15 protein-coding genes and 1 pseudogene are annotated in these 18,992 nt (G+C 52.7%); 11 read left to right on the top strand and 5 right to left on the bottom strand.

From position 1 onward, the window contains the following. Position 1: 1 nt before the first annotated feature. The 8 genes and pseudogenes from argF to ridA all read left to right on the top strand — a co-directional run bounded on the left by argF (position 2) and on the right by ridA (position 6,515). A complete protein-coding gene (gene argF / locus JTI98_RS07825) occupies positions 2-1,018 on the top strand; it encodes an ornithine carbamoyltransferase (protein WP_192502139.1) in 1,017 nt (338 codons plus the stop codon). Positions 1,019-1,083: 65 nt separating this feature from the next. Beyond that, positions 1,084-2,163, top strand: a complete 1,080-nt coding sequence (locus tag JTI98_RS07820) for an alanine/ornithine racemase family PLP-dependent enzyme (RefSeq protein ID WP_042999242.1) — start codon at positions 1,084-1,086, stop codon at positions 2,161-2,163. A gap of 34 nt (positions 2,164-2,197) precedes the next feature. After that, positions 2,198-3,673, top strand: coding sequence for an arginine-ornithine antiporter (arcD, locus tag JTI98_RS07815; protein ID WP_042999241.1), 1,476 nt, complete (start codon positions 2,198-2,200; stop codon positions 3,671-3,673). Between the two features lie 251 nt (positions 3,674-3,924). Next, complete coding sequence (locus tag JTI98_RS07810) at positions 3,925-4,404, top strand: arginine repressor (protein WP_043001817.1); 480 nt, start codon at positions 3,925-3,927, stop codon at positions 4,402-4,404. 98 nt (positions 4,405-4,502) lie between these two features. Further along, a pseudogene (gene pyrL, locus JTI98_RS21395) lies at positions 4,503-4,638 on the top strand (pyr operon leader peptide). A gap of 2 nt (positions 4,639-4,640) precedes the next feature. Further along, positions 4,641-5,576 carry an aspartate carbamoyltransferase gene (gene pyrB / locus JTI98_RS07795; RefSeq protein WP_042999240.1) on the top strand — a complete coding sequence of 312 codons (936 nt, stop codon included), beginning with the start codon at positions 4,641-4,643 and terminating at the stop codon, positions 5,574-5,576. A 14-nt stretch (positions 5,577-5,590) separates the two neighbouring features. Continuing rightward, on the top strand, positions 5,591-6,052 hold the full coding sequence (gene pyrI / locus JTI98_RS07790) for an aspartate carbamoyltransferase regulatory subunit (protein ID WP_042999239.1): 462 nt from the start codon (positions 5,591-5,593) through the stop codon (positions 6,050-6,052). 76 nt (positions 6,053-6,128) lie between these two features. Beyond that, on the top strand, positions 6,129-6,515 hold the full coding sequence (gene ridA, locus JTI98_RS07785) for a 2-iminobutanoate/2-iminopropanoate deaminase (protein WP_042999238.1): 387 nt from the start codon (positions 6,129-6,131) through the stop codon (positions 6,513-6,515). An 826-nt stretch (positions 6,516-7,341) separates the two neighbouring features. Here the strand turns inward: ridA and JTI98_RS07780 are convergent. From JTI98_RS07780 to mgtA, 5 genes are all read right to left on the bottom strand, one after another. Beyond that, positions 7,342-8,055 (bottom strand): hypothetical protein, encoded by a 714-nt coding sequence (locus JTI98_RS07780; RefSeq protein ID WP_216082103.1) that lies wholly within the window; start codon positions 8,053-8,055, stop codon positions 7,342-7,344. Between the two features lie 129 nt (positions 8,056-8,184). After that, on the bottom strand, positions 8,185-9,471 hold the full coding sequence (locus JTI98_RS07775) for a TRAP transporter large permease (RefSeq protein ID WP_042999236.1): 1,287 nt from the start codon (positions 9,469-9,471) through the stop codon (positions 8,185-8,187). A gap of 30 nt (positions 9,472-9,501) precedes the next feature. Further along, entirely contained in the window at positions 9,502-10,011 is a 510-nt protein-coding gene (locus JTI98_RS07770) for a TRAP transporter small permease (RefSeq protein WP_042999235.1), read from the bottom strand. 61 nt (positions 10,012-10,072) lie between these two features. Continuing rightward, positions 10,073-11,050 carry a TRAP transporter substrate-binding protein gene (locus JTI98_RS07765; protein ID WP_042999234.1) on the bottom strand — a complete coding sequence of 326 codons (978 nt, stop codon included), beginning with the start codon at positions 11,048-11,050 and terminating at the stop codon, positions 10,073-10,075. Positions 11,051-11,406: 356 nt separating this feature from the next. Then, the gene (gene mgtA / locus JTI98_RS07760) at positions 11,407-14,115 is read right to left on the bottom strand and encodes a magnesium-translocating P-type ATPase (protein WP_044326640.1); all 2,709 of its coding nucleotides are present in this window, start codon (positions 14,113-14,115) and stop codon (positions 11,407-11,409) included. Positions 14,116-14,581: 466 nt separating this feature from the next. Here mgtA and treR point away from each other — a divergent pair, with 466 nt between their 5' ends. The 3 genes from treR to treC all read left to right on the top strand — a co-directional run bounded on the left by treR (position 14,582) and on the right by treC (position 18,798). Then, complete coding sequence (treR, locus tag JTI98_RS07755; RefSeq protein ID WP_044326639.1) at positions 14,582-15,529, top strand: trehalose operon repressor TreR; 948 nt, start codon at positions 14,582-14,584, stop codon at positions 15,527-15,529. A 144-nt stretch (positions 15,530-15,673) separates the two neighbouring features. Further along, positions 15,674-17,092, top strand: a complete 1,419-nt coding sequence (gene treB / locus JTI98_RS07750) for a PTS trehalose transporter subunit IIBC (RefSeq protein ID WP_044264669.1) — start codon at positions 15,674-15,676, stop codon at positions 17,090-17,092. Between the two features lie 47 nt (positions 17,093-17,139). Next, positions 17,140-18,798 carry an alpha,alpha-phosphotrehalase gene (treC, locus tag JTI98_RS07745; protein ID WP_044253228.1) on the top strand — a complete coding sequence of 553 codons (1,659 nt, stop codon included), beginning with the start codon at positions 17,140-17,142 and terminating at the stop codon, positions 18,796-18,798. Positions 18,799-18,992 lie beyond the last annotated feature (194 nt).

Here is an 18,992-nt window from a genome sequence, read left to right as displayed (position 1 = left end):
GATGGCTATTTCACTGAAAAATAGAAACTTTTTGAAACTTCTCGACTTTGCGCCAGCGGAGATCCAGTTCCTTATCGATCTGGCGATTGAACTGAAAGCGGCGAAAAAAGCCGGGCGCGAACAGCAAACGCTGATCGGGAAAAACATTGCGCTGATATTCGAAAAAACCTCCACCCGCACCCGCTGTGCCTTTGAAGTTGGGGCATTCGACCAGGGCGCGCAGGTCACTTACCTCGGCCCAAGCGGCTCGCAGATCGGTCATAAAGAGTCGATGAAAGATACCGCTCGTGTACTGGGTCGGATGTACGACGGCATCGAATACCGCGGGTTCGGTCAGCAGATCGTTGAGGAACTGGGGCAATACGCCGGGGTACCGGTGTGGAACGGTCTGACCGACGAATTCCATCCCACGCAGATCCTCGCGGATCTGATGACCATGCTGGAGCACGCGCCGGGGAAAACGCTGCCCGAACTGAGCTTCGCCTACCTTGGCGATGCGCGCAACAACATGGGCAATTCCCTGATGGTCGGCGCCGCGAAGATGGGCATGGATATTCGCCTCGTCGCGCCAAAATCCTTCTGGCCAGATGAAGCGCTGGTTGCGCAATGCCGCAGCATCGCCAGCACCACCGGGGCACGCATCACGCTGACGGACGATGTGGAAGAAGGCGTCTACGACGTTGATTTTCTGTACACCGACGTCTGGGTCTCCATGGGTGAACCGAAAGAGGCCTGGGCTGAGCGCGTCAGCCTGATGACGCCGTACCAGATCAACCAGAAGGTCATCGACGCCACCGGCAACCCCAACGTGAAGTTCATGCACTGCCTGCCCGCCTTCCATAACGAACACACCAAAGTGGGTCGTGAAATTGAAGCCGCCTACGGCCTGAAAGGGCTGGAAGTGACGGAAGACGTTTTCGAATCCGCACACTCCATCGTGTTCGACGAAGCGGAAAACCGCATGCACACCATCAAAGCGGTGATGGTGGCGACGCTCGGCGACTCACTCACACGATAGCGACTGGACCGAATGCACCGGGTGCGGGTGCCTTCCTGACCCGCGCCCACGTTAGGAGACCCATTATGCGAAATCAGGACTTTCCCTGCCTCTTCGTTAATCTTTCGGTCATTCGTGACAACACCCGGACACTGATTGCGCTATGTCGCCAGCACGGGGTAGAGCCTGTCGGCGTCAATAAGCTGAGCTGCGAAGCGGCAAATGTCGCCAGAGCCATGATTGATGCAGGAATCAGCACGATTGCAGATTCCCGCATCCAGAATCTCAAAAAAATCGCCGATCTGCCCGTCGACAAACTGCTGCTGCGTCTGCCGCAGATAAGCCTTGCGCACGACATCGTGGCCTATGCGGATATCTCGCTGAACTCCGAAGAACATACGTTGCAGGCGCTCTCTGCGGCAGCCATAGCGCAGAACAAAACGCACCGGGTCATTCTGATGCATGACCTGGGCGATCTGCGCGAAGGCTGCGTGGATCCGCTGGAGACACGACGCCTTGCGCGTCTGGTACACAAAGAACTGCCGGGGCTGACGCTGGAAGGACTGGGCGCCAATCTTGCCTGCTACGGCGGAGTGGAACCCACCACCGAAAACCAACAGGCGCTGGTCGATCTCGCCCATCAAATCGAAGACGAGTTGGGTATTGCACTGCGCACGATTTCCGGCGCCAGCTCCGCCGCCCTGTTCCTGCTGATCAACGGTGGGCTGCCGACGGGCGTCAACCAGTTGCGGCTTGGCGCGTCGCTGATCATGGGGTTCGGCCTGAATGACGAGCCGATCCCCGACACCCGCCAGGACGCTATCAAGCTCGGCGTGGAGATCATCGAGCTGAAAGACAAGCCCTCCGTTCCGCAACACTCCACGGCGCTGGATGCCATGGGGAGAAAGCCGGTATTCGAAGATCTTGGCGTACATCACCGGGCGCTGGCCGCGCTCGGCGAACAGGACGTCTCCTTCTCCCAGCTCCGGCCATTTGATCCCGGCGTCAAAGTGCTCGGCGCCAGTTCCGATCACCTGATCCTCGACGTCACCCACGCCGCATCGGGATATCAGGTGGGCGACATCGTCTATTTCTCCCTGGGATACAGCGGCGTCTTGCAGTGCATGACCTCCGAATACGTCGGCAAACAATACAGCTACTTCTAAAAAATCACTTTCTGTCAGATTGAGGACTCTCTTCATGACTACTCTTGATACCAGCAAACCGGCTGCGGACGCTTCGACCTCCCAGTCCGAAGGTAAGCTCAAACTTCCGGCGCTAACGGCGCTTGTGGTCAGCGCGCTGATCGCCGCCGGGGTATTTTCTCTGCCGCAGAACATGGCGGCCAAAGCAGGCGCTGGCGCGATTCTGATCGGCTGGGGAATTACCTTTATCGGCATGTTAACCCTCGCCTTTGTCTTCCAGACCCTGGCGCACCGTAAAAGCGAAGTGGAAGGCGGCGTGTATGGTTATGCCCGCGCGGGTTTTGGCGAGTACATCGGTTTTAACTCCGCCTGGGGTTACTGGATCTCGGCGTGGATCGGCAACGTTTCATACTATGTGGTGATCTGTTCCGCACTCGGCTCCTTCAGCGCGCTCGGTTTCTTTGGCGATGGCACCACCCTTTCTGCGCTGATTGTGGGATCAATTCTGCTCTGGAGTCTGCATTTCCTGATCTGTCGCGGCGTACAGGGTGCCGCCCTGCTCAATCTGATCGGCACGGTCGCGAAAGTGGTTCCTCTGATCATGTTTGTTGTGCTGGTCAGCGTCGCCTTTCAGGTTCGCACCTTTAAGATTGAATTCTGGGGCAATGAACAGCTTGGCTCTGTTATGGACCAGGTGAAAAACATCATGCTGGTCACCACCTGGGTTTTCATCGGTATTGAAGGCGCCGCCATGTACTCGGGCCGGGCGATGAAAAAATCAGACGTGGGTAAAGCCACCATGATTGGATTTTTCATCTCAATCCTGCTGTTTGTCGCCGTCTCGGTGCTGTCGCTCGGCGTTCTGTCTCAGCCAGAACTCGCACAGTTGAAGAACCCTTCTACTGCAGGCGTACTGGCAGCGGCGGTCGGGCCGTGGGGCGCAGCCCTGATGAATATCGGTCTTATCGTTTCCGTCGGCGCCGCGCTGCTGGCCTGGACGTTATTGTCTGCGGAAACGGCGTATATGGCCGGTAAAGACGGCACCATGCCCAAATTCCTGGGCAAAGAAAACGCCAACAAAGCGCCGGTCAATGCGCTGCTGCTGACCAATGGTCTGACCCAACTGTTCCTGATCATCGCCCATTTCCAACAGGCGGGGTATCTTGCGCTGCTGCTGCTGGCCACCTCAATGATCCTGATCCCCTATTTTCTCAGCGGTTTGTATGCCCTGAAAGTGGCGTGGCAGAAGGACGGTTATAACCGTGATGAACAGCATTCCATCACCCGCGACATCATCATCGGCGCGCTGGCAACACTCTATGGTGCCTGGCTGGTCTATGCCGCCGGGATGGAATATCTGCTGCTGTCGATGATCCTCTACGCCCTCGGTATCGTTTTTTATGTCTGGGCGCGGAAAGAGAAAAATGGAAGACTTTTCAATCCAATAGAGATCGTTCTGGCTATTATGGTGGTGGTCGCAGGGATCTACGCGGTCTATCTGTTGGCGACAGGCGTGCTCACGCTCAGTTGATGCACGTCAACACAGGGAAGACGAAGCGGCAAAACTCCGCCTTCCCTTAGACGACTAAGTGGAATATTTTTTCATGCAGATGCCATCCGTCAGGATGCTGAAGCGCGCTCCAGTCAAATTTCAATAAGCCGATCAAATACATCCCGGTTGAAGTGGAGAACATTTGCTTAGTGCGTCATCAAATAAAAATAGAAACATTGGGCAGATCTACTGGTTGTTATCTTCGGCTGATTACACTGGACTAACTGATGATGAAACTTTACCAACCCGCTTCAGAAAAAGAAGAACTACAACTCTCTGTTTGTCAGCGCCTGATTGGCGAAAAAAGCTATCTCTCACAGGAGGAGATCCGCCGCGATCTGCAAAACTACGGCTTTGAAACCATCAGCCAGTCAACGGTTTCCCGCCTGCTGAAAATTCTTGGCGTCATAAAAATTAGAAATACGAAAGGACAAAAAATTTATTCCGTCAATCCGCAATTGCGTCCAGCCCCCGACGCCGCCCGTTCCATTTCTGAAATGGTGGTGAGCGTGGAGCATAACAGCGAATTTATCCTTATCCATACGGCGGCAGGCTATGGCCGCGCCGTCGCCCGGATCCTCGATTATCATGCCCTGCCGGAAATCCTGGGTGTGGTAGCGGGTAGCAGTATTGTCTGGGTTGCGCCACGGGTTGTGCAGCGCACTGGTCTTGTCCACAAACAGATTAACTACTTACTAAAAATGAATTAATATTCATTAAAACCGTTTGCGTTGAATAAAAACGGCATTTTTTGCTTGATCCGCAAACGGAGCTGAGTATAATCGCGGACAATTTGCCGGGAGGAAGTATGGTCCAGTGTGTACGACATTCTGTCTTACCGCGTCTGAAAGCAGACGCTGGCCTGCCGTTTTTCTTTCCGTTGATCACCTATTCCCAGCCCCTCAAATGAGGGGCTTTTTTTTTGCCCTGGCGTCAGGAGATAAACATGGCTAACCCGCTATATCAAAAACACATCATTTCCATAAACGACCTCAGTCGCGACGACCTCAATCTGGTGCTGGCGACAGCGGCGAAATTAAAAGCGAACCCTCAACCAGAACTGCTCAAACACAAGGTCATCGCCAGTTGCTTCTTTGAAGCCTCGACCCGTACCCGCCTGTCGTTTGAAACCTCCATGCACCGCCTGGGCGCCAGCGTGGTCGGCTTTTCCGACAGCGCCAACACGTCGCTGGGTAAGAAAGGTGAGACGCTGGCAGATACCATCTCGGTGATCAGCACCTATGTTGACGCGATCGTGATGCGTCACCCACAGGAAGGCGCGGCGCGTCTGGCGACCGAATTCTCCGGTAAGGTGCCGGTACTGAACGCGGGTGACGGTTCAAATCAACATCCGACCCAGACGCTGCTGGATCTGTTCACCATTCAGGAAACGCAGGGGCGTCTGAACAACCTGCATGTGGCGATGGTCGGCGACCTGAAATATGGCCGTACCGTGCACTCCCTGACGCAGGCGCTGGCGAAGTTTGACGGCAACCGCTTCTACTTCATCGCTCCGGATGCGCTGGCAATGCCGCAGTACATTCTTGATATGCTCGACGAAAAAGGCATTGCCTGGAGCCTGCACGCCTCTATCGAAGAGGTGATGGCGGAGGTAGATATTCTGTACATGACCCGCGTACAGAAAGAGCGTCTGGACCCTTCAGAATACGCCAACGTGAAGGCCCAGTTTGTCCTGCGCGCCAGCGACCTGGTGGGAGCACGGGAAAACATGAAGGTACTGCATCCGCTGCCGCGTATAGATGAAATCGCCACGGACGTGGATAAAACGCCTCACGCCTGGTATTTCCAGCAGGCAGGCAACGGGATTTTCGCGCGCCAGGCGTTACTGGCACTGGTTCTGACTAGCGATTTGGCACTGTAAGGGGAGATAACGAGATGACACACGATAATAAACTGCAGGTTGAAGCGATCAAATGCGGCACCGTAATCGACCATATTCCCGCGCAAATCGGCTTTAAATTGCTGACTCTGTTCAAGCTAACCGAAACCGACCAGCGCATCACTATCGGCCTTAATCTGCCTTCCGGTGAAATGGGACGTAAAGACTTGATTAAGATCGAGAACACCTTCCTGACCGCCGAGCAGGTTAATCAACTGTCACTGTATGCGCCACAGGCCACTGTCAACCGTATCGACAACTACGACGTGGTGGGTAAATCGCGTCCAAGCCTGCCGGATCACATCGACAGCGTGCTGGTCTGCCCGAACAGTAACTGCATCAGCCACGCTGAACCGGTTTCTTCCAGTTTTTCAGTGAAAAAACGCGCGGATGACATCGCGCTTAAATGCAAATACTGCGAAAAAGAGTTTTCTCATTATGTGGTGCTGGCCAACTAATTGCAGTTGGTTAAAAATTCGTGGCTCCCTATAATGCCAGAGAAATTTCATTAACCGCTGTACTTCAGGAGAAATCATGAGCAAAACTATCGCGACGGAAAATGCACCCGCAGCAATCGGTCCATATGTTCAGGGCGTAGATCTGGGCAGCATGATCATCACTTCCGGTCAGATCCCGGTTGACCCGAAAACCGGCAGCGTGTCGGACGACGTCTCCGCGCAGGCGCGTCAGTCGCTGGAAAACGTGAAAGCTATCGTTGAAGCCGCTGGCCTGAAAGTAGGCGACATCGTGAAAACAACCGTATTTGTCAAAGATCTGAACGATTTCGCGACCGTCAACGCCACTTACGAAGCGTTCTTCACCGAGCACAACGCCACCTTCCCGGCACGTTCCTGCGTGGAAGTCGCGCGTCTGCCAAAAGACGTGAAGATCGAGATCGAAGCGATCGCCGTTCGTCGTTAAATTCGATCAGAAGAGAACTCTGCCCTTGCGGGGTTCTCTTTATTAAAGAGGTTATCCGCACTCTGGAACTGACAATATCAACTGTCTTGTGTTCTTCAATAAAGTAACCGTTTTATTGGCGAATTTTTCAACCGTCCAGTTGTACATTTCCATTTTGTCTTTAGAACGAGATTCTATCTTTCTGGAGTAACAACGCCAACCAACAATCCAGTTAACTCGTGAGTTATAAACGCCAGCCATGAGAACATCGTTATCTTCGCTATGAACTTTCTCTAACGTAACAATTACTCGTCCGTAAACGTTATAACTAACCAGATTATTATATCGATTAGTAGAATTGATAACAAAAATGCAGACAATTGAAAAGAACAACAGTAATAATAAATTTAATTTATTCTGCCATAAAAAATAACTCATTTATCATGCTCCCCATGAAAAAACATAACCAGATGAGCCAATAATAGCCTGATTCCCTTGCAGACAGACAATACTCCCCCACTTTGTTAGTGCCAAACGAATGTTATCTGCATGAGCAATTTGCGTGTAGATATATCTGTAGGGTTGAAATGGACTATTCAGGGGAGTATTCATCTCTCTTACCATCACTTTACCGGAGGCTCTTTCCAGATACACATATATTCCATGTCGGGATATACTATCCGCATAGTAAACATCAGAATCATCATTACGGCACCATTGCACAGTCAACAGTTGATGGCTTTCATGCAGAGATGGCCAACACGCTGAAATTACAAAAATTGTATAACAAAATGCGCCAACTGTAGTGATAAGGACTATTTTTCTGAGATACACAAGGAACCGGCTCTCAGTCATGCCAATTTTCCTCGGTTTCAATGACACCAGATATATTATATTCCCTGGCCAGGCACTCCTGATGAAATCGCCCCATAAAATGGTCACTTACAGGAACGGCATTACCTAATCTCACCCCAATTTTTTCGTTTCCCACTTTCCAGTTGTATCTATCAAAAAACACAAACTGAAACTGCATAAAGTAATCACATAGCCTGTCGCTATTTGTTAATACACTACTATACGTATTCTCCTGGATATTTACTTTCCCTTTTCCCCAGTATTGATATCCACCTATTGCATAAAATAAATCAGGATTATCGGTAATAAAATCATCCCGGCTAACATGTGAAGAAGTAAAAAAATGTTCTCCAGCGGGTAAGGTCTGGCAGAATAGCTTTGCAGCTTTCAATTCCTTAATGTAATTATTCTTTAACTGCGCAGATTTTTTCATCATATCGGATAAGTTAACATGTAAATCTTCTCCCGTATTTCTAAGATAGTGTCTTAAATTACGTTGTGCGAAGGGATACTTATATTTTAAAAATAAATTTCCATCAATCATCTTTTCTATATAATATTTATAGTAGTACAATTTATTTGAACAATATCCCGCACTGCACCATGGCCCACTGCCAACATCAGCAGTATGCTTCGGATCTTCACGACCTAATATATAATTTGACATCATCATCTCGAACAAAAAGACACTTTTAAAGTGTAACATTTGCAGCGTTCTCAATTTTGTCAGATGACACCGGCAATTCTTTCTTTCGGAAAATATTTAGTCGTTATGGACCACACAAGATAAAAAAATCCGGGCATACCCGCCCGGATTTTCGTTACTGCACCACTATCACATCACGCCAAAGAATTTCGGCAGGAACAGCGAAATCGCCGGAATATAGGTCACCAGCAAGAGCACCAGGAACAGTACCGCGTAGAACGGTAGCATCGCCTTCACCACCTGCTCGATCTTCTGTTTACTCACCGCACTGGCAACAAACAGCACCGACCCTACCGGCGGAGTGATCAGGCCAATTCCCAGGTTCACCAGCATAATCATCCCGAAATGTACCGGATCAATGCCGAGGGCGTTGGTGACCGGCAGCAGCACAGGGGTCAGGATCAGGATTAGCGGCGCCATGTCCATCAACGTACCAATCAGCAGTAGCATGATGTTAATGCACATCAGGATGACATACTTGTTATCCGAGATACTGGTAAACGCTTCGGTAATGCGCATCGGCAGTTGCATATAGGTCATGATGGCGCCAAACGCCGCAGCGAAACCGATCAGGATCATCACGATGGTCACCGTCTTCACAGTGCGATACATCAGTTTCGGCAGTTCAGACCACTTATAGTCGCGGTAGATAAACATGGTGACGAAAAACGCCCACAGGCAGGCGATCGCCGCCGATTCCGTCGCGGTAAAAATACCGGAAAGGATCCCGCCCATAATGATGACGACCGTCATCAGCCCCCACAGCGTATCGAGAAAGATCTTCAATGCCTGTCGGAACGGCACGCGCTCCCCTTTCGGGTAGCCACGCTTATGCGCAAAGCCCACGCACATCACCATCAGGGTAAAACTCAGCAATAGTCCGGGCAGGATCCCGGCAATAAACAGCGCGGCAATCGACACCGTACCGCCCGTCGCCAGCGAGTAGATCACCGAGTTATGGCTGGGCGGCGTCAGGATTGCCTGCACGGAGCCGCTGGCGGTAACCGCCGCGGCAAAGTCTCGCGGATAACCTTTCTTATCCATTTCAGGGATCATCACTGAACCGATCGATGCGGTATCCGCCACCGACGATCCTGAGATCGCGCCAAAAAAGGTTGATGCAACAATGTTCACCAGCGACAGACCACCGCGAATGAAGCCAACAAAGATATAGGCAAAGTTGACTAACCGGCGCGCAATGCCCCCTTCCGCCATAATGGCCCCGGCCAGAATAAAGAACGGGATCGCCAACAATGAGAATTTGTTCACACCATTGGTCAACTGGATCATCACCGCTTCCAGCGGGATGTCGATATACCACGCCCCGACGATCGCGCTGATCCCCACCGCGTACGCCACCGGCACCCCAATCGCCAGCATGATGCCGAGCGTAAAAACGAGAATAAATGCATCCATTTGCTTTCCCCTATGAAGTCGGTTCGGTCATCAACTGGTTGAACCCAGCATGACCACAGGACGTTGATACTGAGCGCCACGGCAGATCTTCTCGATGATGAAAAGCAACATGATCGCCGAACCGATAGGGAGCGGAAGATAGTTTTCCCCGGCAGTCAAAATTGGGAATTCTGCCACGGGTTGTTGCCACAACTCATAACAGAGCGTCGAACCGTACCAAAGAATAAAAATACTGATCGCCAGCAACATCAAATCGGCACCGATAAAACAGATCCGGCGCCCCATTTCACCAAGACGATCGGTTACCATGCTGACCGCAATATGCGAACCCGCACGATAGCTGACCGCCGCGCCAATAAAAGTGAACGTCACCATGCACAATATGGCGATCGGCTCTGGCCAGGACAGCGCGCTGTTCATCACGTAGCGCGCGAATATCCCCACGGGAATAACCGCCACCATCACCAATAAAGCCAGCCCGGCAATCCACATTGAAATTCGATACAGCACATCCATTACCGATGAATAACCTTCACCCATAATCATCACCTCGAACGAATAACCGATTCAGGCAGATGACCTCCGTCATCCGCCTGATGAATTACTTCACATCCTGAATTCGCTTGATCAAATCCTGGTGGTCTTTACCGTATTGATCCCGGACGGGCTGTGTGGCTTTATAAAAATAATCCGTATCGATGTCATGGAAATTCACCCCATTTGCTTTCATGGTTTCCAGTGATTTCGCATTATAGGCTTCCCAGAGTTGACGTTGTTCTATTTGCGCTTCTTTTGCCAGTTTAATAATTAATTCCTGATCTTCTTTTTTCAGCTTGTCCCACTTGGCTTTTGAAAACAGGAACAGTTCAGGAATAATGAAATGCTTACTCCAGGTGTAATTTTTGGCGACCGGCAGATAGTTATGCGCGACAAAGGTCGGCGGGTTATTTTCTGTGCCATCAATAACCCCGGTCTGCATCCCGCTGAACACCTCACTGGTTCCCATGGCGATCGCATTCGCGCCCATCGCTTTTAAGGTATCGAGCGAGACCGGGCTGGTCTGAACACGGATTTTCATCCCTTTCAGGTCTTCCGGTTTCACCACCGGAGCCTTGGTAATCAGGTTACGCGTTCCGGCATCCATCCAGCCGAGAAACACCAGTCGGGACTGGCTGTTGGCGGTCAGCCGGTCACCAATTTCCTGACCAATTGCCCCATCCAGAACCTTATGCAGGTGATCTTCATCGCGGAAGATATAGGGCAGCGTAAAGACGTTAATCTCTGGCAATATTGCGGCAACCGGAGACATCGACACGCGAATAATATCAATCGCGCCCAGTTGTGCCTGTTCAATCATCTGCTTTTCATCCCCCAGTACGCCGCCCGGGAAGGTTTTAATATCCAGACGTCCGTCGGTCGCAGCGCTGAGTTTTTCGCCCATATGCTTCACAGCAACTACGTTCGGATAATCCGCCGGATGGACATCTGCCGCACGCAGCGTTTGTGCAGACGCCGCCTGCGCTGCCAGTACTAAAGCAGTCCCCACGCACAGGTTTAACAAGGTTTTGGTCAGTTTCATTTTTCCATCTCCAGAGGTTTATAATTTTCATTAATACAAACGACTTGCAGGTTAGAGGGCCGCCTTAATTAAAAGGGACAGTAAGGAATGACATTGCCCAGGCAGACTCGTCGGTGTAACAAAGTATTACGATGATTATGTTCATAAAATGACGATGGATGGAATTTTTTTTAGCACGCTGTTTCATTTTTGCAATGAAGGTCTTTTTCCTGGAAAAAAGATGTCCTGAAGTGGGCTTAAATTGTGATCGACCACACCTCTTTGGTTTTTCAAAAAAAATAAAACACGACGGAGGGAAAGAATATATTCTTGCGCGATAAAAAAGAGAATGGCTGCCGAAGCAGCCATTATTTTGTTTACTGCCAGCCGTAGCGGCGGCTATAGAAGCCTTTAACCCATTGCGTTAACGTCATATATCCCACCAGAATCGCCACTAACCAGGGGAAATAACTCAGCGGTAACGCCTGCAATTGCAGATAACCTGCCAGCGGTGAGAACGGTAGCGCAATTCCCACAATCATTACCACCAGCGTCATCAGCATCAGCGGCCAGGCAGCGCGACTCTGAATGAACGGCACGCGGCGCGTACGAATCATATGCACAATCAGCGTTTGCGACAGCAGCCCCACCACAAACCAGCCAGACTGGAACAGCGTTTGCGCTTCCGGCACATTGGCGTGGAATACCCACCACATCAGGCAGAATGTCAGAATGTCGAAGATGGAGCTGATCGGGCCAAAAAAGAGCATAAAACGGCCCAGATCCGCCGGATTCCAGCGCTGCGGTTTCTGGATCTGCTCATCATCAACGTTATCAAACGGGATCGCCACCTGAGATACATCGTACAGCAGGTTCTGAATCAACAAGTGCAGCGGCAGCATGGGCAGGAACGGTAAAAAGGCGCTCGCCACCAGCACGCTAAAGACGTTACCAAAGTTAGAACTGGCGGTCATTTTGATATACTTCAGCATATTGGAGAACGTACGACGCCCTTCAATTACGCCTTCTTCCAGCACCATCAGGTTCTTTTCCAGCAGAATAATATCGGCCGCTTCACGGGCGATATCGACCGCGCCATCCACCGAAATACCAATATCCGCCGCACGTAGCGCTGGCGCGTCGTTAATTCCATCGCCCATAAAGCCCACCACGTGCCCTTCACGTCTGAGGAGGCGGACGATCCGCTCTTTATGCATCGGCGTCAGGCGTGCGAACAGCGTAGTATGCTGAGCCAACGCGGCCAGCACGTCGTCGCTCATGTCTTCGATATCATTTCCGACAATCACCTCTCCGGCATCCAGACCTACCTCATGGCACACCTTCGCGGCGACCAGTTCGCTGTCGCCGGTCAGGATCTTCACGGTAATGCCACTGGCTTTCAGCGCTTTCAGCGCCGGTGCGGTCGTTTCCTTCGGCGGATCGAGGAAGGCGATGTAACCTTCAAGGATCAGATCGGATTCATCAATACGCTGGTAATCCCCTTCCCGCGCTGGCAGGTATTTGGTCGCCACAGCGACTACGCGCAGCCCCTGACGGTTCAGCGTATCGGTCACGCGCTTCACCCGACGCAGCATGTTGTCATCCAGCGGCACAATTTCACCGTTATGCCGCACCTGCGTACAGACGCTGACGATCTCCTGCAACGCGCCTTTGCACACCAGTTGATGCACATCCGTCTCTTCGGCCACCACCACCGACATCCGGCGGCGCTCAAAATCAAACGGAATCTCATCAATTTTCTGCCAGCGGGTAGACAACGTGCGCGCAGCGCCTTCATCCACACCTTCCAGCACGGCGGTATCCAGCAGATTTTTCAGTCCGGTCTGGTAATGGCTGTTCAGCCATGCTGCGTGCAGAACGCGTTCACTGGGCTTACCGGAGATATCCGTATGATTCTCCAGCACGATTTTATCCTGGGTCAGCGTGCCGGTTTTATCGGTGCACAGAACGTCCATCGCGCCGAAGTTCTGAATGGCATCCAGATGTTTGACGATCACTTTTTGCTTCGACAGTTTCACCGCGCCGCGTGCCAGCGTCGAAGTAACAATCATCGGCAGCATTTCCGGCGTCAGGCCTACGGCGACGGAGAGCGCAAACAGCGCCGCTTCCCACCAGTCACCTTTGGTATAACCGTTAATGAGCAGCACCACTGGCGCCATCACCAGCATAAAGCGAATCAACAGCATACTGACGCGACTGATCCCCTTCTGGAACGCGTTTTGCTCGCTTTCCTGTTCGCTGACGCGCCCCGCCAGTTGACCAAACCAGGTATGGGCGCCGGTGGCGATAACCATCGACTGCGCCGTGCCGCTCACCACGTTAGTGCCCATAAAGCACAGGGTATCGCGCTCAAGCGGGTTGCTTTGGCTGGCGTCGCGGGTGTGCGCCACTTTCTCCACTGGCAGCGATTCGCCGGTTAATGACGCCTGAGCAACAAACAGGTCTCGCGCCTGAATCACCCGCAGATCGGCCGGGATCATGTCCCCCGCCGACAGCTTGATGATGTCGCCAGGCACCAGCTGATCGCCAGGCAGCTCCACCCAGCCGTTTTCCCCTTTCTCATTGATGACCCGCAGCACCGTCGCGGTGTTGCTGACCATCGCTTTCAGCGCGTCTACCGCTTTGGTGGAGCGCGCTTCCTGGACAAAGTTAAGCAGCGTGGAAATCACCACCATCAGAGCGATCACCCCGGCGGCGAACAGATCTTCCGTGGCATACGAGATCGCGCCCAGAAGAGTCAGCAACATATTGAACGGGTTGCGATAACAGGTCCACAGATGCTTCCACCACGGTGACGGTTTCTGGGTCGGCAGAAGGTTTTCACCGTGTTGTTCGCGGGCGGCGTTCACCTCTGCCACATTGAGTCCTTCCGGATGCGCATGAAACGTTTTCCATAGCGTCTTTTCATCCATCACGGCCACTTTCAGGCAGTGTTCACTCAGTGAAGAAGGTATCGGGGTGCTGGCAATCGACTGTGCATTAGGTAATGGATCGCGGTGCACCAGGCGATCGGGCAAATGGCGGCCAAGCCGGGCAAACAGCTGGCGAGTGATATTTTTAAACATAGGCAGCCCCTCCGCGCCAATAAGACAGGCGCAGAAATATCCTTCAGGCGTGGCAAAACCTTACCTGACAGGTAACATCATTTTTAAACAGGGACGTTAATGCGTCACTGTCTTACATCACCGGTAAGACAGCGAAAGGCAGGCTTACCGGAAAGCGCGTGTTCTCCAGGTCGGGAGAGGGGTGGGATCGGGATCCATAAAGCCTCCGGTAATTGAATGAGTTAGCTCACAGATAATAAGTTGTAGATCATAATATTTGTGGCATTTATGGCGTTATAATAACCCCCGGCAATTAAACAAAACATATACACAAAAACATTCGGTTCGCATCCCGGCAGAAAATGAACGACGCCAACGCAAAAGCAGCGTGAAGGATGACGTGTATAAACCAGACTTTGCCCATTGTGGTTTCTATAAGTAAAGTTACCCTCTTATCATCTTTTGTTGCGTACCACGGGAAAACAGGATGCAAAATCGGCTGACTATCAAAGACATCGCCCGCTTAAGCGGCGTGGGGAAATCCACCGTTTCCCGTGTGCTGAACAACGAAAGCGGCGTCAGTGAACGGACTCGCGAGCGTGTCGAAGCCGTGATGAATCAGCACGGATTTTCTCCTTCCCGTTCAGCCCGCGCCATGCGGGGCCAGAGCGATAAAGTCGTCGCCATCATTGTGACCCGTCTCGACTCCCTGTCGGAAAACCTTGCCGTACAGACGATGCTGCCGGTGTTTTATGAGCAGGGTTACGATCCGATCATGATGGAAAGTCAGTTTTCCCCGGAAAAAGTGGAAGAACACTTAGGTATGCTGAAACGCCGCAATATCGACGGCGTGGTGCTGTTCGGTTTTACCGGCATCACGGACACGATGATCGCCCCGTGGCAGGCATCGCTGGTGCTGCTGGCTCGTGATGCGAAAGGCTTTGCCTCCGTCTGCTACGACGACGACGGGGCGATTAAAATCCTCATGCAACGTCTGTACGATCAGGGGCATCGCCACATCAGCTTTCTCGGTGTGCCGCACAGTGACGTCACCACCGGGAAACGCCGCCATGACGCCTATCTCGCGTTTTGCAAACAGCATAAGTTACATTCTGTCGCGGCCCTGCCGGGTCTGGCGATGAAGCAAGGCTATGAGCATGCCGCGAGCGTCATTACACCAGACACTACCGCGCTGGTCTGCGCCACGGATACTCTCGCGCTCGGTGCCAGTAAATATTTGCAAGAACAGCGGGTCGATAATCTGCAACTGGCGAGCGTCGGTAATACGCCGCTGATGAAATTCCTGCATCCGGAGATCGTCACGGTCGATCCCGGCTATGCCGAAGCCGGACGCCAGGCGGCTTCCCAGTTGATCGAGCAGATCAACGGACGCAGCGAGCTGCGCCAGATCGTCATTCCTTCCACCCTTTCCTGAAGCATTGCTGATCGCTTTCTGAACGATAATTTGTGATCTTCGCTGCGTTTCGGGAACGTTCCCATTTTTAATTTTTTATCCCGGATATACTCTGTGGCCATCGCATAACCCCCCTTTTCACTGTCATCGCCACGAGGCTTCATGATGAGCAAAGTTAAACAAGCGGATATTGACCGGCTGATAGAGCTGGTAGGCGGGCGAGAGAATATCGCCACCGTGAGTCACTGTATTACGCGCCTGCGCTTTGTGCTGAATCAGCCAGCAAACGCCAGACCGAAAGAAATTGAAGCCTTACCGATGGTCAAAGGCTGCTTTACCAACGCCGGTCAGTTCCAGGTGGTGATTGGCACCGAGGTTGGCGATTATTACAAGGCGCTGCTGGCCACCACCGGGCAGGCGCACGCCGATAAAGAGCAGGCGAAAAAAGCGGCTCGTCAGAACATGAAATGGCATGAGCAACTCATCTCCCATTTCGCTGAAATCTTCTTCCCGCTGCTGCCGGCGCTGATTAGCGGAGGCTTGATCTTAGGTTTCCGCAACGTCATTGGCGACCTGCCAATGAGCAACGGCCAGACGCTGGCGCAGATGTATCCGGCGCTGAAAACGATCTATGACTTCCTGTGGCTGATTGGCGAAGCCATCTTCTTCTATCTGCCGGTGGGCATCTGCTGGTCGGCGGTGAAAAAAATGGGCGGTACGCCGATCCTCGGCATCGTGCTTGGCGTTACGCTGGTATCGCCACAGTTGATGAACGCGTATCTGCTGGGGCAGCAGGTACCGGAAGTATGGAACTTCGGCCTGTTCACCATCGCGAAAGTAGGCTATCAGGCGCAGGTCATTCCGGCGCTGCTGGCTGGCCTGGCGCTGGGCGTGATTGAAACGCGCCTGAAACGCATCGTGCCGGATTATCTGTATCTCGTGGTGGTGCCGGTGTGTTCATTGATCCTCGCGGTCTTCCTCGCTCATGCGCTGATCGGTCCGTTTGGCCGCTTGATTGGCGACGGTGTGGCCTTTGCGGTTCGCCATCTGATGACCGGCAGCTTCGCGCCGATTGGTGCCGCGCTGTTTGGCTTCCTGTACGCCCCACTGGTGATTACCGGCGTGCACCAGACCACGCTCGCCATCGACATGCAGATGATCCAGAGCATGGGAGGAACGCCGGTATGGCCGCTGATTGCCCTTTCCAACATCGCGCAGGCGTCTGCGGTGGTCGGCATTATTATCGCCAGCCGTAAACAGAACGAACGCGAGATCTCCGTTCCTGCCGCGATCTCCGCCTATCTCGGGGTCACTGAACCAGCAATGTACGGTATCAACCTGAAATACCGCTTCCCGATGCTCTGCGCAATGATCGGCTCCGGTCTCGCCGGTCTGCTCTGCGGCCTGTACGGGGTGATGGCGAACGGTATCGGCGTTGGCGGCCTGCCGGGCATCCTTTCTATTCAACCGACTTACTGGCAGGTCTACGCCGTCGCGATAGCCATCGCCATTGTCATCCCGATCGTGCTGACTTCTATGGTTTACCAGCGCAAATTCCGTCAGGGCACGTTACAGATTGTCTGATTTTATTCGGGGCGCACTTGCGCCCCTCGCATAACCAGGAATTGACTATGAATACCCTTCCCCACTGGTGGCAAAATGGCGTCATCTACCAGATCTATCCCAAAAGCTTTCAGGATACGACCGGCAGCGGCACCGGCGATTTACGCGGCGTGACGCAGCGCCTTGATTACCTGCATAAACTGGGCGTAGATGCCCTCTGGCTGACCCCGTTCTATATCTCACCGCAGGTGGATAATGGCTACGATGTCGCTAACTATACCGCTATCGATCCCGCTTACGGTACGCTGGATGACTTCGATGAACTGGTCGCCCAGGCGAAAGCACGCGGCATCCGCATTATTCTCGACATGGTGTTTAACCACACCTCCACGCAGCACGCCTGGTTTCGTGAAGCGCTCGACAAAGACAGCCCGTATCGCGAGTTTTACATCTGGCGCGACGGCACGCCTGATGCGCTGCCCAATAACTGGCGCTCCAAGTTTGGCGGCAACGCCTGGCAATGGCATGCCCAGAGCGAACAGTATTATCTGCACCTCTTCGCCCCGGAACAGGCGGACCTGAACTGGGAAAACCCTGCCGTCCGCGCCGAGCTGAAAAAAGTCTGCGAATTCTGGGCCGATCGCGGCGTGGATGGCCTGCGCCTGGACGTCGTCAACCTGATCTCCAAAGATCAGCGCTTCCCCAATGACCTGGACGGCGACGGTCGCCGTTTTTATACCGATGGGCCGCGAGCGCATGAATTTTTGCATGAGATGAACCGCGACGTCTTTACGCCGCGCAAGTTGATGACGGTCGGTGAAATGTCCTCCACCACGCTGGAACATTGCCAGCGCTACGCCGCGCTGGACGGTAGCGAACTGTCGATGACCTTCAATTTTCATCACCTGAAGGTCGATTATCCCAATGGAGAGAAATGGACGCTGGCGAAGCCCGATTTTGTCGCACTGAAGACCCTGTTCCGCCACTGGCAGCAAGGAATGCACAACGTCGCGTGGAATGCGCTGTTCTGGTGTAACCACGATCAGCCGCGCATTGTTTCGCGCTTTGGCGACGAAGGGGAATATCGGGTGCCAGCCGCGAAAATGCTGGCGATGGTGCTGCACGGTATGCAGGGCACACCGTACATCTATCAAGGAGAAGAGATCGGCATGACCAATCCTCACTTCACCCGGATCACCGACTACCGCGATGTGGAAAGCCATAACATGTTTGCCGGGCTGCGGGCGGAGGGTCGCGATGCCAATGAACTGCTGGCAATCCTGGCCAGTAAATCCCGTGACAACAGCCGTACGCCAATGCAGTGGAATAACCGCAAGAACGCCGGTTTCAGCCAGGGTGAACCGTGGATCTCCCTGTGCGATAACTACGCGGACATCAACGTGGAGAACGCGCTCGGCGATAATTCGTCGGTGTTTTATACCTATCAACGACTGATTGCGCTGCGTAAATCCGAACCTGTGCTGACCTGGGGTGACTATCAGGATCTGTTGCCGGACAGCCCACACGTATGGTGTTATCAGCGCGAGTGGCAAGGACAGCGGCTGCTGGTCATTGCCAATCTGAGCGGTGAATGTCAGGCCTGGTTCCCGGAATCGTACCGGGGTAACTGGCAGGTGTTGATGCACAACTATGATGAAGTTTCACCACTGCCAACGGCGATGACGCTGCGTCCTTTCGAAGCGATCTGGTGGTTGCAGAAGTCATAAACTGAACACATTTTGCCCGGCAAACTCTCGATGCCGGGCAAAAAGGTCGCCCCGCGTTAGCTTACTGTTTTTGTTGAATAAATAATCAGATTTTTCTATATCACAATTTACAATCGCTATAACGCCCGCCAACTGTACGCTCTGCTTTTTACCTTGCGCTATATCAAAAAAATCGCAAACACTTTTGATGCAAA

The sequence above is a fragment of the Citrobacter sp. MGH 55 genome, assembly GCF_016906145.1.
Classification (GTDB): domain Bacteria; phylum Pseudomonadota; class Gammaproteobacteria; order Enterobacterales; family Enterobacteriaceae; genus Citrobacter_A; species Citrobacter_A amalonaticus.
This window is presented reverse-complemented; position numbering and strand designations above follow the sequence as displayed.

Excerpts from the sequence above, each read along its gene's own strand:
- argF (WP_192502139.1), top strand. The coding sequence starts at position 2 with ATGGCTATTTCACTGAAAAATAGAAACTTTTTGAAACTTCTCGACTTT.
- JTI98_RS07820 (WP_042999242.1), top strand. The coding sequence starts at position 1,084 with ATGCGAAATCAGGACTTTCCCTGCCTCTTCGTTAATCTTTCGGTCATT.
- arcD (WP_042999241.1), top strand. The coding sequence starts at position 2,198 with ATGACTACTCTTGATACCAGCAAACCGGCTGCGGACGCTTCGACCTCC.
- JTI98_RS07810 (WP_043001817.1), top strand. The coding sequence starts at position 3,925 with ATGAAACTTTACCAACCCGCTTCAGAAAAAGAAGAACTACAACTCTCT.
- pyrB (WP_042999240.1), top strand. The coding sequence starts at position 4,641 with ATGGCTAACCCGCTATATCAAAAACACATCATTTCCATAAACGACCTC.
- pyrI (WP_042999239.1), top strand. The coding sequence starts at position 5,591 with ATGACACACGATAATAAACTGCAGGTTGAAGCGATCAAATGCGGCACC.
- ridA (WP_042999238.1), top strand. The coding sequence starts at position 6,129 with ATGAGCAAAACTATCGCGACGGAAAATGCACCCGCAGCAATCGGTCCA.
- JTI98_RS07780 (WP_216082103.1), bottom strand. The coding sequence starts at position 8,055 with ATGTTACACTTTAAAAGTGTCTTTTTGTTCGAGATGATGATGTCAAAT.
- JTI98_RS07775 (WP_042999236.1), bottom strand. The coding sequence starts at position 9,471 with ATGGATGCATTTATTCTCGTTTTTACGCTCGGCATCATGCTGGCGATT.
- JTI98_RS07770 (WP_042999235.1), bottom strand. The coding sequence starts at position 10,011 with ATGGGTGAAGGTTATTCATCGGTAATGGATGTGCTGTATCGAATTTCA.
- JTI98_RS07765 (WP_042999234.1), bottom strand. The coding sequence starts at position 11,050 with ATGAAACTGACCAAAACCTTGTTAAACCTGTGCGTGGGGACTGCTTTA.
- mgtA (WP_044326640.1), bottom strand. The coding sequence starts at position 14,115 with ATGTTTAAAAATATCACTCGCCAGCTGTTTGCCCGGCTTGGCCGCCAT.
- treR (WP_044326639.1), top strand. The coding sequence starts at position 14,582 with ATGCAAAATCGGCTGACTATCAAAGACATCGCCCGCTTAAGCGGCGTG.
- treB (WP_044264669.1), top strand. The coding sequence starts at position 15,674 with ATGAGCAAAGTTAAACAAGCGGATATTGACCGGCTGATAGAGCTGGTA.
- treC (WP_044253228.1), top strand. The coding sequence starts at position 17,140 with ATGAATACCCTTCCCCACTGGTGGCAAAATGGCGTCATCTACCAGATC.